This window comes from Pseudomonas syringae group sp. 243L2, from assembly GCF_032587875.1.
GTDB classification, from domain to species: domain Bacteria; phylum Pseudomonadota; class Gammaproteobacteria; order Pseudomonadales; family Pseudomonadaceae; genus Aquipseudomonas; species Aquipseudomonas amygdali.
In genome coordinates, this window is the sequence record NZ_JAWHPL010000004.1 from 1 (window position 1) to 13,029 (window position 13,029).

Consider the following 13,029-nt stretch of genomic DNA (forward strand, 5'->3'; position numbering starts at 1 on the left):
TCCCAGACGCCGCTCGTTCCTCACGCTCCGCGTGGGAATGCAGTTCGTGACGCTCCGCGTCACACAGCGGTTCCGAGACATCAGTGATATATGTTTCTAGCTCAGGTCACCTTTGCGCCCTTACGGCGCCCTACTTTGAGGGACCAAAGTAGGCAAAGTCCTCGCTCCTGTTTCCGGCCCGACTTCGTCGGGTTCCTTCGCCCTGTCACTGATCCGGGGGCCGCCGCAACGGGCCATCCTTGGCCCGGTGCGGCTTGCTCGGCGTCCTGCCTCGCATCCCCCGGATCAGCGTCAGGGCTCAGCCGTCACTAACGTCGCACTCTGCGTCGTCTGTGCCATCGCGGTTGAAAAGCACTGCTCTGGCGGCGGCTGCGCGTAAGGCGTGGATGTTGTGCGGCAGCACAGATGTGACGCGGAGCGTCACGAGTTGCGTGTCTACGCGGAGCGTAGGCACGATGGTCATTCGCCTGATTTCGCAGAACCGTTGTGTAAGGCATAGCATTGGCGCGCGAACAGGTTGGACTACTGAAAAATCACAGGCTCTTCAGCACTCGCAGGCGCTTTGCCCGGTTCTGCGATTTCCACCGGCATGCCGTCTTCGGCCGCAACTACATCGCGTACTACGTCCCAGTTCATGCGCAGGTTGGTGGCCAGGTCGTCACGTTTGAGCAACGCATTAATGACCGCAGTGTGCTTGTCGACAACCGACGGGTTGCCCAGATCATCTACCGGTGTGTGTGCTTCAAGGTAAATCTTGCCGCCACTGATGCCGAATTTGTAGGGCTCGCTGATGATTCGCACGGTCGTACCGACCGGAGCCATGTCGGCCAGTTCCAGCACGTTGTTGTTGTACATGCGGAAACAGCCATGACTGGTGCGCATGCCAATACCGAACTTCTTGTTCGAACCGTGGATCAGGTAGCCGGAAAGCCCAAGACCGAATTTGAACGGCCCCAGCGGGTTATCCGGACCGGCGGGCACTACGTCAGGCAGCGGATCACCATCGGCAGCATGCTCGGCCTTGATCGAGGCAGGTGGCGTCCAGGTCGGGTTTGGCGTCTTGGCCGTTATCTTGGTCACCCCGATGGGCGAACCCCAGCCTTCACGACCGACACCCAGCGGATAGGTATGCACGACATTCTGCCCTTTGGGGTAGTAGTACATGCGGTACTCGGCAAGGTTGATGACTATCCCTTCGCGCGGGCCCGGCGGCAGAATGAAGCGGGTCGGCAGCACGATGTCCTTGCCTGCACCCGGCAACCAGGGGTCAACACCAGGGTTGGCCGCGATCATTTCCAGATAACCCAGATCGTATTTTGTGCCCAGATCAGCAAAGGTGTCCTCGTATTTGGCCTTGATGACCTGCACCTGGCCCACGATGTCCTCGCCGGGCGGCGGCAACGGAAACTCCAGAGCATGGACAGAGCTCGCCGCGCACAGAGCAGCAAGCGACAGACAGCGGGTAACGGCTGGTATGCGCGACAACATCCGGGAAGATCCTTCGGGTAACGACTAAAGAGATGGAAACAAGACCTGAAGTGTACACCGGCCCTTGCAGGATCGGGGATATCTGCGGTTGGCCTTCAGGCAGTCATGACAGCTAGAGCTCAGGCCAGATCGGATTCATGCCCCTGCGCTGCGCATCCATGATGGCCTTGCATAGCGGGCACAGGCGCTCATCGCGCATGGCTTGCAGTTCGACGGCGCGCATCTGCGGCTGGGCAGGCAACAACGTGCCACACAACGTCCGGTCGATCGAGCCGCCCAGCTCCAATTGGCGAGCAATCAGATGGACGCGCACTTCCTGACAGGCGAACAGATCCAGCTGCTCATGGGGCTCAAGCATTTGATAGGCATACAGGGACCAGGCGCGACGCGGCATGGGGGGCTCCAGATCGGGGGCGCCACATTAGCCGAAAGCCCCCGTCCGGGAAAGCCTCAAAGCAGCGGTTTCAGGCTCGGCCAGACATTTTCCAGCAACTTGCCCTGAGCAGCCGCCGCCGGATGCAGACCATCAGCCTGCATCAGTTCGGGCACTCCGCCCACACCTTCCAGAAAGAAGGGCACAAGCGGGACTTTTTTCTGCTCGGCCAGGTTGCTGTAAACCTCTTTGAACGCGTTGGTGTAACGCGGCCCGTAGTTGGGCGGTATCTGCATACCCAGCAGCAACACTTTCGCACCGGCTGCCCGAGAGCTGTCGATCATCGATGAAAGGTTTTGTTGCAATTGAGCGGGCTGCTGGCCACGCAGTCCGTCGTTGCCACCCAATTCGAGAATAACCAGTTCCGGCTTATGCTCTGCAAGCAGCGCAGGCAAACGCGCCTGGCCCCCGGCACTGGTGTCGCCACTGATCGACGCATTGACCACCTTGTCGTCGAATCCCTCCTTGCTCAGACGCTGCTCCAGCAGGCTGACCCACCCCACGCGGGTATCCAGTCCGAAAGCCGCACTGATACTATCCCCAACGATCAATACCGTGCCCGCCAACGCGCCCTGTGACAGCAGCAGTAACCCCAGGCCAGCACTTAAAAACAACGCACGCATCGGATTCTCCATGAGTGAAAGTATTCTCAGTGCCCAAAGCCTCAGCAAAGTAGTCCCCAGCACCGAAGGTGACCTGACCATCCTGCACGAACTCTCCCTGGAACTAAACAAGGGCGACACACTGGCCATCGTCGGTGCATCCGGTTCAGGCAAATCCACCCTGCTCGGCTTGCTTGCCGGGCTTGACCTGCCCAGCTCCGGTTCGGTCATCCTCTCGGGCCGCAACCTGAGTGAGCTGGATGAAGACCAGCGCGCCAGAGTACGCGCCGAGCACGTCGGTTTTGTATTTCAGTCATTCCAGTTGCTCGACAGCCTCAATGCGCTGGAAAACGTCATGCTGCCGATGGAGCTTGAAGGCCGCAAGGACGCCCGCGAAAAGGCTCGCGACCTGCTGGAGCGCGTAGGCCTTGGCCAGCGCCTGACCCACACACCGCGTCAGTTGTCCGGAGGCGAACAACAACGTGTCGCCATCGCCCGCGCGTTTGCCGCCGACCCGGACGTACTGTTTGCCGACGAACCCACCGGCAACCTGGACAGCCACACTGGCGAGCGTATCAGCGACCTGCTGTTCGAACTGAACAAGGAGCGCAACACCACGCTGGTGCTGGTGACTCACGATGAGCGTCTGGCGCATCGCTGCCGCCGCCTGATCCGTCTTGAAGGGGGCCGACTGGTCGCCCCGCTGGAGCCTTGATGGCACGTTTGCCTTTTGCCCGTCTGCTAAGCCTCGCCGCCCGCCAACTGCTGCGCGATGCACGCGCCGGAGAGTTGCGGGTGTTGTTCTTTGCCCTTTTGGTAGCCGTGGCTGCCAGCACCGCCATCGGTTACTTCGGCGCGCGCCTGAACGGCGCAATGCTGTTGCGGGCGACCGAGTTTCTTGGCGCTGATCTGATTCTTGAGGGTTCCAGCCCGGCGCGCGCCGAGCAGGTCGAGGAAGGCAAGCGCCTGCAACTCAAGCATGCGCAGATCGTGATCTTTTCCAGCGTGATCGCCACCGATGCCGGTATCCAATTGTCCAGCATCAAAGCAGTGGATGACGTTTACCCACTGCGCGGCGAGCTTAAAAGCGCAGCGGACCTGTATCAGACCGAGCAGGCTGGCAGCGGCCCCAGGCCCGGTGAAGCCTGGGCCGAGGCACGACTGTTTCCAGCCGTTGATCTGAAGGTCGGTGATGATATCGACGTCGGCTCGAAAACCCTGAAACTGACTCGGGTACTGACGTACGAGCCAGACCGTGCGGGCAACTTCTACAGCCTGACCCCGAGGGTGATGATCAATCTCCAGGATCTCGCCGCTACCGGCGTAGTGCAACCGGGCAGCCGAGTCAGCTACCGGGAAATGTGGAGCGGCCCGCCCGAAGCGCTGGCCGCCTACCGTAAAGCCATCGAGCCGACTCTGGAACCGCATCAGGAAATCAAGGACGCCCACGATGGCAGTCAGCAGATTGGTGGCGCGCTGGGCAAGGCTGAACGTTATCTGAATATGGCGAGCCTGGTGGCCGTACTGCTGGCGGGCGTTGCCGTGGCGCTTTCGGCATCCAGGTTTGCCGCACGGCGCTTCGATGCCAGCGCCCTGCTGCGCTGTCTGGGCCTGTCACGCGGCGAGACCATGACCCTGTTCAGCCTGCAACTGGCGATCATCGGCCTGCTGGCCAGCCTGAGCGGCGCGCTGCTGGGCTGGCTGGCGCAATTGGGGTTATTTGCACTGCTGCAAAATCTATTGCCGGCCGCGGTACCTCCGGGCGGCCTTTTGCCTGCGTTGGCAGGCATGGGCACCGGGCTGGTGGCGTTGGCCGGTTTCGCCCTGCCACCGCTGGCAGCACTGGGTCGCGTGCCGCCGCTGCGCGTGCTGCGCCGTGACATGCTGCCGATCCCCGCCAGCTCATGGCTGGTGTATGGCGCGGCGCTGTTCGCGCTGGGCCTGATCATGTGGCGCCTGAGCCTGGACCTGGTGCTGACCTTTGCCCTGTTGGGCGGTGGCGTCGTCGCCGCGCTGATACTGGGCAGCCTGTTGCTGCTGGCGCTTAACAGCCTGCGCCGCCTGCTGGCCGGTGCGTCGCTGCCCTGGCGGCTGGGCCTGGGGCAACTGCTGCGTTACCCGCTGGCCGCTGCCGGTCAATCTCTGGCCTTCGGCCTGATCCTGCTGTCGATGGGTTTGATCGCGCTGCTGCGCGGTGAACTGCTCGACACCTGGCAAAACCAGCTGCCCAAGGACGCACCAAACTATTTCGTGCTCAATGTGTTGCCATCAGAGAAAGAAAACTTCGCCCAGACCCTGAGCAAGCTGTCCACCCACTCGGCTCCGCTCTACCCAGTAGTGCCGGGACGTCTGACCAGCATCAACGGTGAACCGGTGGGCAACTTCGTGACCAAGGACTCGCGTGGTGAGAACGCCACTCGCCGCGACCTGAGTCTGACCTGGGCCGCCGATTTGCCCGAAGGCAATACCCTGACTGCCGGTAACTGGTGGAAGGCGCTGCCGGCCTCAGGCCAGAGCGACGCGACGCCCGGGGTATCGATCGAGACCAAGCTGGCCGAGAGCCTGAAGATCAAGCTGGGCGACCGCCTGAGCTTCATTGTCGGTGGCCTTACGCGTGAAGCCGTAGTCACCAGCCTGAGGGACGTGAACTGGGATACCTTCCAGCCCAACTTCTTCATGATCTTCCAGCCTGGCACCCTGGCGGATTTGCCCACCACTTACCTGACCAGTTTCTACTTGCCGCCTGGCCAGGATAAACAGATTGTCGAGCTGTCGCGGGCCTACCCGTCGATCAGTATTCTGGGAGTGGAGGCCTTGCTGGCGCAGGTGCGCAGTATTCTTGATCAGGTCACGCTGGCCGTGCAATTCGTGCTGCTGTTTGTTCTGGCGGCCGGTATTGCCGTGCTGTTCTCCGGGTTGCAGGCGACCCTGGACGAACGCATCCGTCAGGGCGCGCTGCTGCGTGCACTCGGCGCAGAGCGGGCACTGCTGATCAAGTCACGGCGCATCGAATTCGGTTTGCTGGGGGCTGCCAGCGGCGTGCTGGCGGCGCTGGGCTGTGAGCTGGTGAGCTTCGTGCTGTACCGCTACGCCTTCTCACTGGAATGGCAGCCGCATCCGTGGCTATTGCTGCTGCCGGTAATCGGTGCCCTGCTGGTGGGTGGCGCTGGCGTATTCGGCACACGCCGCGCACTGAACGTCAGCCCGTTGACCGTACTGCGCGAGGGTTGAGGGCGACTGGCCGGACCACGACGCTGTGCGTCCGGCCTCACTTCTCGTAATCAATGGAATTCACGAACCACAGTTTTTCGCCTTCCGGCGTGTTGACCAGCACCTCATCGCCCTCTTCCTTCTTCAACAAGGCGCGCGCCATGGGCGAGTCGATGGAAATGTAATCGTTGCGCCCGTAGATCTCGTCATACCCGACAATGCGAAATTTCTTGAGGTCGCCCGCTTCGTTCTCGATCTCGACCCAGGCACCGAAGAACACTCGCCCTTCCTGCTCCGGCGAATACTGGACGACACGCATGTCTTCAAGGCGCTTGCGCAGGTAGCGCACGCGCCGGTCGATCTCGCGCAGCAGTTTCTTGTTGTACTGGTAATCCGCGTTCTCGCTGCGATCACCCAACGACGCTGCCCAGGCGACCTTTTGAGTAATGTCAGGCCGGTGCTCTCGCCACAGGTAATCGAGTTCTTTCTTCAGGGCTTCATGCCCGCCCCTGGTGATGATCTTTGTACTCAAGACGTTTCTCCAGCCCTGCAAAAATCAGTTCGACAGGCATAAAAAAGTCAGCGACGCGCCACCTCATGCTGGATGCAGCCGTCGTAATACACCTTGCTGACAGCATCAGGCTTCAAACGCGACTCGCTGTCGTAGGTCTGCTCGGTGATACGCAATGCCATGGGTCGCATCCACTGTTTGGCGAACTTGCGCGCCTGCAGCTTTTGCCGCGCCCCGTAACGGGTAACGCCTGACAGCTTGGAAGCCTGCGCACCACCGGCAATGGTCGAGCCCCAGCGACAAAGATAACGCTCGTTCTCCGTCGCGTTTCTGGCCTGAACGGAAAAAGCCAGCCCGGAAAGCGTCAGGCACGCCAGAGCACAATAGACCAAACGCATGCGAAAACCACCTAATCCTTTGATAAGGCGGCGATTTTGCCTGTCAGTTCACAGGCTGGGGGCCAGCAATATGCCTTCTATGCCAATTGAATACGTCCGCCGTTTCAACCCAGCGTAATCAGGCCCTGACGGGCTATACGCGTCAGCTCACAAATGAGCTGCTCGACGTCGTCAGCCTGCGGCGATTGCACCACCGCCAGGTCGAACTCATCGTTGCCAAAGTGGCTCAACGACGAGTTCGTATCGACAAACTGAATTAGAAACGCACAGTTACCAGCGCCCCGACGAGGCCAGCCATCGAGATAGCGCAACAGCGTAGGCTGATGAGAGCCGCTCAGAAGGATTTTCGGGTTCTTGCGTGACAAGACCGTGCTGATAGGGGAAAGACGAATGAGGGGGCGCAGGTTGTTCATGGTTATATCTCTGCCTCGCAAGATCCGCTGGGCAGCGGTGAGAGGCAACACCGAACCAACGTTTTAGCGGTATTTCGACAAGACCTGAGCCTTGCCAGGCGCCCCGCAAGTAGTTGTTAAATCGGCGCTTGAGCACGCATCCTAGAGAAACGCCCCATTCATTGTCAATTGTCATCCGTGACGCGAGCCTGCAAACGCACAAGGCCCGCCAGAAGCGGGCCTTGCAGGACAAGCATAGCCGGTTATCGGGAGATGACGCGGTCCAGCGACAACTTGCCTGCACCTTCGATAAGCACTGCCAGAGCGCCGCCGAGCAACGCCAGCGCATACTCATAACCGTTATTGGCCATGAAGAACCCGTTATGGATATGCACGGTAAAGATCGCTACCAGCAACAACAGGATCACCACTACCGCAGCCGGACGAGCCAGCAGCCCCAACAGCAGGCCCAGACCGCCAAAGAACTCGGCGCTGCCAGACATCAGCGCCATCAGATAACCCGGTGTCAGGCCCAGGCTTTCCATGTACTGCGCAGTGCCTTCCAGGCCATAACCGCCGAAGGCCCCGAACAGCTTCTGACTACCGTGAGCGATAAAGGCAATACCGACAATAACGCGCAACAGGGTAAGGCCGTAACCGGCGCGAGTGCTGAGAACCGATTTGATCATTGTGTTCATGTGGGTAATTTCCGGGATTGATTAAGTGAACGTGGCGCCATCATAATCAAATTTACTTATGTGAAAACCGCAAATAACAGCACTTAACAATCCAATAAATCGATGATTAGCGTTTTACGGCGGTTTTCGGCCCACTCTTTTCAAGCGAGTCCCGCTCGCGATCAAATGCCAGGTAATACTTGTTCACGCTGTTGACGAACGCGACGACGTTGGCACCGCCCTGCTCCATTGCCACGCGCTCGGTCTGGAAAAACCACTGATCTGGATTGAGCCCCCGCCGCCGCGCTTCCTCGCGCATGCCTTGCACACGCTCCGGCCCCAGGTTGTAGGCGGCCATCACAAACGCCATACGCTCGCGCTCGTTGACTCGGCTGCTGGAGAAATACTTTCGCTGGATCAGCGCCATGTAACGCGAACCTGCACGGATGTTGTCGTCAGCGCTCTGAATGCTCGGTACTCCGACGCTTTTTGCCGCCGACGGAGTGATCTGCAACAGCCCTGTCGCGCCGCCACTGCCCTTGGCCGCCGGGTCGAGCTTCGACTCCTTGAACGCCAGGGCAGCGAGGTCCAGCCAGTCCATACCCTGCGCATCGGCGTGGCGTTGCAGCATCGGACGCAGTTGCTCAAGACGTTGCAGGTTGTTGCGGACCAGCGGGTTGTTGACCTTGTAGGTGTTTTTGTAAGCCTTGGCGAGCACCTGATCCTGCTGAGCCGAAGGTTTATAGCCTTTGAGGAAATCATCGATACTGGCCCGCAGCTGGGTTGCGTTGTCGCGTACAAACCAGCTGATGTCGCCGTGGGTCTGCAAGGTCAGGCCGCGCTCGATACGCAGCTTGGGCATGATCTTCGCCCAACGCTCGGCAATAGGCTGCTCGACCAGTGTCATCGGGTAAATACCGGCCTGGACCATTTCCAGCACATCTTCGACTGCCAGGCTAGGGTCGACCCATTCGATCTTGGCCAGCGGCAGCTTGCGCAGCTCCAGTTGCCGATTGACCTGATGCAGGGCCTCGTCGGCCGCGCTGCCGGTGGGCAGGCTCAGTGTATGTCCCGACAGTTGCTCCACACGCCGTACGTTGCGCTGGCCACGCGTGCCGACCAGCACCAGAGGCACATCATGAATGATCGGCGCACTGGCCTGAACACCTTTGGCTTCGCTGACATCAAGCAGTTCGCCAGGCGCGATCATATCGCCTTCGCCGCGCTGCAACGCTGTCAGTAACTGGTTCTTGGCCTTGGGTATGACTTTGAGTGTGACCTTCTGAGCGCCGCGCGAATGGCTGTTGAGGTACTGTTCGAAGGCTTGCAGGCGATGATATTCGATGCCGATTTCCTGACCCTTGACGTCACCGGAGCTGTTGCGGCTTTGATTGACCAGCACGCGCAGCACCTTGCTGCTGCGAATGGCAGGCAGATCGCGCACCTGCGCGTTGTGCTGCACGGCCTGTGGGCCAGTCTGACGAGCAGAAACCTGCAGCGGCAGCAGCGCCAACAGACACATAAAAGACACAAGCGCGGATCGGATCATTCACTTCCCCAGGGCAACGCCGGAAAAAAACAGGAAAAAGGAAATCTTGAGGTCACGCAGCAGCATCGAACAGCGAAGGAAATCGTTGAACCATCCGGCTCAATCGCTTGAATACCCAGCGTTTTCTTATTGTGGCCGGAGCTCTGGTATGCTCGACAGCCTTCAGCTGGAGGTAGCACCATGCAACTCATCGACATCGGCGTCAATCTGACCAACGCAAGCTTCGCCTCGCAACGACAGGCGGTACTCGATCGCGCCTATGCCGCAGGCGTCGAGCAACTGGTGGTGACCGGCACCAGCGTCGAGGGCAGCGAACACGCCTTGCAGCTGTGTCACGAGCTGGATGAAAGCGCGCAACGCCTGTTCTGCACGGCAGGCATCCACCCGCACTCGGCGAGCGATTGGACCGGTGACACCGAGAAACAGTTGCATGCGCTGCTCAAGGAAAATCGCGTTCGCGCCGTGGGTGAATGCGGCCTGGATTTCAATCGCGACTTCTCGCCTCGTCCGCAGCAGGAAAAGGTTCTTGAAGCGCACCTGGCCATGGCGGTGGAACTGCAATTGCCGGTGTTTCTGCATGAACGTGACGCCAACCAGCGCCTACTGGAGATTCTGCGTGACTACCGCGACCGTCTGCCGGCTGCGGTGGTGCACTGCTTTACTGGCGAACGCGCCGCGCTGTTCAGTTATCTGGACCTCGACCTGCACATCGGTATCACCGGCTGGATCTGCGATGAGCGACGCGGCACGCATCTGCACCCGCTGGTGGGCAATATTCCTCGCGGTCGGCTGATGCTGGAAAGCGATGCGCCCTATCTTCTGCCACGCAGCCTGCGCCCGAAGCCGAAAAATGGCCGCAACGAACCCGCTTACCTGCCGGAAGTCTTGCGCGAAGTGGCTTTGCATCGCGGCGAAAGCCAGGAAGATCTCGCCCGTCACAGCACGGCCTGCGCGCGGGAGTTTTTCGATTTACCCCCCCTGGAACAGATAACCGGCGAAAATCTGCAGCTTTCTTGACCCGCATCAAGGGTCTCTTTGATGGCTGAGGCATCGTGATGGCATCTTGCTGCTACCTCACACGACCATCAAAGAAGACCGCTCATGGGCTCATGGCTTGGCAACCTGTCACTGAAATATAAATTCTGGGCCGTGAATGCGGTCGCCTTCGTCACAACCCTGTTGCTGGTGCTTTACGCCATGCAAGCAGAACAGCAGGCACGAATAGATACGTCACGTCAGGCAGCGCAAGCTCAGGCCCGCTTGCTGGCCGCGTGGCCTGCCGACGCAGTGCTGCCCGCCAGTGATACGTTGCTGACTTACAACAGAGGTCAGACACCGACCTTCAATACCCTCGCGCTGCCGGAACTGGCTGACGCCCGCGACTGGGTTGCGCTGAATAAACCAGCCAACGACAGACTGCTGAGCGGTGCGCAGATCTTCACCCGCAGCACCGGCCAGCAGGTCGCGGTGCTGGCTTTTGCTCCGACCTTCCTGCAGGTATTTCAAGATCGCTTCAGCCATTACGCAGCCGCGGTTTTCGTGCTGATGCTGTTGATGCTCTGCGCCTCGCAACTGCTGATCCGTTTTCTGCTCAGCCAGCTCAACGCGCTCAAGGATGTGATGCTGCACGTCGAAAAAAGCGGCGATCTGGCGGCCCGCGTGCCTAACCGCAGTGACGATGAGGTCGGGCAGATGGCCAAGGCGTTCAATGCCATGCAGGCCGGGTATCAGCGGGTGGTCAATACAGTTTCGCAAACCGCAGGCCGACTCGATCAGGGTGCCGCGCATCTGGCTGCGGGCATGAAGGATGTGCGCCAGGGCATGCTCGGTCAGCAAAGCGAAACCGATCAGGTAGCCACGGCAATCAACGAGATGACCGCCACGGTCCATCACATTGCCCAGCACGCCACGGCCACACGCGACCAGTCGCAGACCGCCGACGCGTTGGCGGGCAGTGGCAAGGAAGTGGTCGACCGCGTGCAGGTATCCATCGCCGGGCTCTCCAGCGGCGTGCAACAGACCGCCGAAATGATCCAGCGCATGGCCCAGGACAGCCAGAAGATCAACGGCGTGGTCAACGTGATCCACAGCATTGCCGAACAGACCAACCTGCTGGCCCTGAATGCCGCCATCGAAGCCGCACGCGCCGGAGAAATGGGTCGCGGCTTTGCCGTGGTAGCCGACGAAGTGCGCAATCTGGCCAAACGGGTGCAGACCTCGACCGATGAAATCACCACGATGGTTTCGACCCTGCAAAGCGGCACCCGCGATGCGGTGGATTTCATGCAGGAAAGCTCGTACAAGGCCGATGAATGCGTGCAGCAGGCCAAGGAAGCGGGCGAAGCGCTGGCGGCCATTGCCGGTGCCGTGGCACAGATGCGCGAAAGCAATACGCAGATTGCCGTCGCCGCGCAGCAGCAAAGTCAGGTGGCCGAGGAAATGAACCGTGCGGTGGTGAGTATCCGCGATGTCACCGAACGCACGGTGGTGCAGACCGTGGACTCGGCCAGCACCAGTGACGAACTCGCCACGCTGGCGGGCGAGTTGAATGCTGCAATCGGCCAGCTCAAGTTGTAACAGGCTATCGCGGCGATAGACAGGCTTGAGTCGTCAGCGATCAGCAAGCGGGCCTATGCTTCAGGCATTGAACGGCGCTTTACGCACCGTCCTGAACAAGCGCTATCTTTAAGAGGACCGCAGCATGAACAAGCCACTTTCCGATCTGCAGCTCAATCAATGGCGTAACAACAACGACAATCAGGAGCACTCGGCCAGCCTGGCCATGTACCTGATTGCCGTACCATTGTTCATTCTGGCGGCCCTGCTGATACTCAACGGCCTGTTCTCCGAGAGCCTGCCATCGATTGCCATCGGTGTGATCGGCCTGCTGGCTGCGCTGGGTTTTCAGCGCAAGGACGCCGCCCGCTCCGCCCGGAAATATTGACCTGCCTTGTCAGTCAGCCAAACACCGTCACCGTCTGGCGGCTGATTGCGATCAGTTCGCCGTCGGGGCTCCACAACGCTGCTGCGGTGTGACCATAGCCATCCCGGGCGTGTTCGATGACTGCGCGATAACTGCACCATTGCAGCGTATCGAGCAATGGCTGTGGCTGGACGAATTCGATGGTCCAGGTCAGCGAACTGCCCGGTGCGGGCTTGTTGAGGTGCGGCAATACCGCAGGCGGCCAGGTGTCGACCAGCGCCAGAATATGGGCCTCGCTCATGGGGCTGGCATGCGCCTCATCACGAAAACGCACATGACCACCAATTGCCGGTGACGGGGTATTGCTGAATGGCATGCCGCCCAGCGCCCAACGAATGTCCATGAAACGCAAGTAGTCGGGCATCACGCCCTTGGCAAAAGGCAGCTCCGGGCATTGTTCTACCGGCTTGAGCACTGGCGCGGCCTCTGCTGCAACCGCAATCATCGACACACGGGGTGCGCCGAAGCTGCCTTGTATCAGGGTCATCACCTGACCGTTCTGCATGGCGCGCCCCGACACCTGACTGACAGCCTTGCCGTGACGCAGAATTTCAACGTCAAAGGCAATCGGTACGCCCGGCTCGGCCGGCCCGACAAAGGTAATCGCCAGCGAGCGAACCGGGCGCCCTTCCGGCACCTCGGCACGCATCGCTTCATAGGTCAGCGCCGCCATCAACCCGCCAAAGCAGGCGCGCCCCTGGGACCATTCGGCAGGGATCGTGACAGCACGCGGGTCGCGACGCACCGCATCGATCAATTCGGAAAAGGTCATGCTTACTCCAGCAA

The 13,029-nt window shown here is 60.2% G+C and carries 14 protein-coding genes; 5 read left to right on the plus strand and 9 right to left on the minus strand.

Features of this window, described 5'->3' with window-relative positions; all coding sequences use genetic code 11:
• Positions 1-522 precede the first annotated feature (522 nt).
• From RYB66_RS02680 to RYB66_RS02690, 3 genes are all read right to left on the minus strand, one after another.
• Positions 523-1,488: a L,D-transpeptidase family protein gene (locus RYB66_RS02680; protein WP_316893731.1), complete on the minus strand. Its 966-nt coding sequence runs from the start codon at positions 1,486-1,488 to the stop codon at positions 523-525.
• A 112-nt stretch (positions 1,489-1,600) separates the two neighbouring features.
• Positions 1,601-1,882, minus strand: coding sequence for a hypothetical protein (locus RYB66_RS02685; RefSeq protein ID WP_316893733.1), 282 nt, complete (start codon positions 1,880-1,882; stop codon positions 1,601-1,603).
• Between the two features lie 56 nt (positions 1,883-1,938).
• Positions 1,939-2,544, minus strand: a complete 606-nt coding sequence (locus RYB66_RS02690; RefSeq protein ID WP_005753444.1) for an arylesterase — start codon at positions 2,542-2,544, stop codon at positions 1,939-1,941.
• A gap of 10 nt (positions 2,545-2,554) precedes the next feature.
• Here RYB66_RS02690 and RYB66_RS02695 point away from each other — a divergent pair, with 10 nt between their 5' ends.
• The gene (locus RYB66_RS02695; protein WP_004664748.1) at positions 2,555-3,238 is read left to right on the plus strand and encodes an ABC transporter ATP-binding protein; all 684 of its coding nucleotides are present in this window, start codon (positions 2,555-2,557) and stop codon (positions 3,236-3,238) included.
• Complete coding sequence (locus RYB66_RS02700) at positions 3,238-5,754, plus strand: ABC transporter permease (RefSeq protein ID WP_316893735.1); 2,517 nt, start codon at positions 3,238-3,240, stop codon at positions 5,752-5,754. The genes RYB66_RS02695 and RYB66_RS02700 overlap by 1 nt, the downstream gene beginning before the upstream one ends.
• Before the next feature lie 37 nt (positions 5,755-5,791).
• Here RYB66_RS02700 and greB read toward each other — a convergent pair whose 3' ends face one another.
• From greB to RYB66_RS02725, 5 genes are all read right to left on the minus strand, one after another.
• Positions 5,792-6,265, minus strand: a complete 474-nt coding sequence (gene greB / locus RYB66_RS02705; protein ID WP_002553012.1) for a transcription elongation factor GreB — start codon at positions 6,263-6,265, stop codon at positions 5,792-5,794.
• 47 nt (positions 6,266-6,312) lie between these two features.
• On the minus strand, positions 6,313-6,642 hold the full coding sequence (locus tag RYB66_RS02710) for a hypothetical protein (RefSeq protein ID WP_002553011.1): 330 nt from the start codon (positions 6,640-6,642) through the stop codon (positions 6,313-6,315).
• A gap of 104 nt (positions 6,643-6,746) precedes the next feature.
• Entirely contained in the window at positions 6,747-7,055 is a 309-nt protein-coding gene (locus RYB66_RS02715; protein WP_005746096.1) for a hypothetical protein, read from the minus strand.
• Positions 7,056-7,297: 242 nt separating this feature from the next.
• Positions 7,298-7,732 (minus strand): DoxX family protein, encoded by a 435-nt coding sequence (locus RYB66_RS02720; RefSeq protein ID WP_002553009.1) that lies wholly within the window; start codon positions 7,730-7,732, stop codon positions 7,298-7,300.
• 106 nt (positions 7,733-7,838) lie between these two features.
• On the minus strand, positions 7,839-9,260 hold the full coding sequence (locus RYB66_RS02725) for a transglycosylase SLT domain-containing protein (protein WP_016981047.1): 1,422 nt from the start codon (positions 9,258-9,260) through the stop codon (positions 7,839-7,841).
• 180 nt (positions 9,261-9,440) lie between these two features.
• Between RYB66_RS02725 and RYB66_RS02730 the strand changes: the two genes are divergently transcribed.
• The 3 genes from RYB66_RS02730 (at position 9,441) to RYB66_RS02740 (ending at position 12,204) form a co-directional block, all read left to right on the plus strand.
• On the plus strand, positions 9,441-10,277 hold the full coding sequence (locus RYB66_RS02730) for a TatD family hydrolase (protein ID WP_057404355.1): 837 nt from the start codon (positions 9,441-9,443) through the stop codon (positions 10,275-10,277).
• A gap of 84 nt (positions 10,278-10,361) precedes the next feature.
• On the plus strand, positions 10,362-11,837 hold the full coding sequence (locus RYB66_RS02735; protein WP_057404354.1) for a methyl-accepting chemotaxis protein: 1,476 nt from the start codon (positions 10,362-10,364) through the stop codon (positions 11,835-11,837).
• 124 nt (positions 11,838-11,961) lie between these two features.
• Entirely contained in the window at positions 11,962-12,204 is a 243-nt protein-coding gene (locus RYB66_RS02740) for a hypothetical protein (RefSeq protein ID WP_005732441.1), read from the plus strand.
• A gap of 13 nt (positions 12,205-12,217) precedes the next feature.
• On the opposite strand, the gene RYB66_RS02745 is transcribed toward RYB66_RS02740, so the two are convergent.
• Positions 12,218-13,015 carry a thioesterase family protein gene (locus tag RYB66_RS02745; RefSeq protein ID WP_316893740.1) on the minus strand — a complete coding sequence of 266 codons (798 nt, stop codon included), beginning with the start codon at positions 13,013-13,015 and terminating at the stop codon, positions 12,218-12,220.
• Between the last annotated feature and the right edge of the window lie 14 nt (positions 13,016-13,029).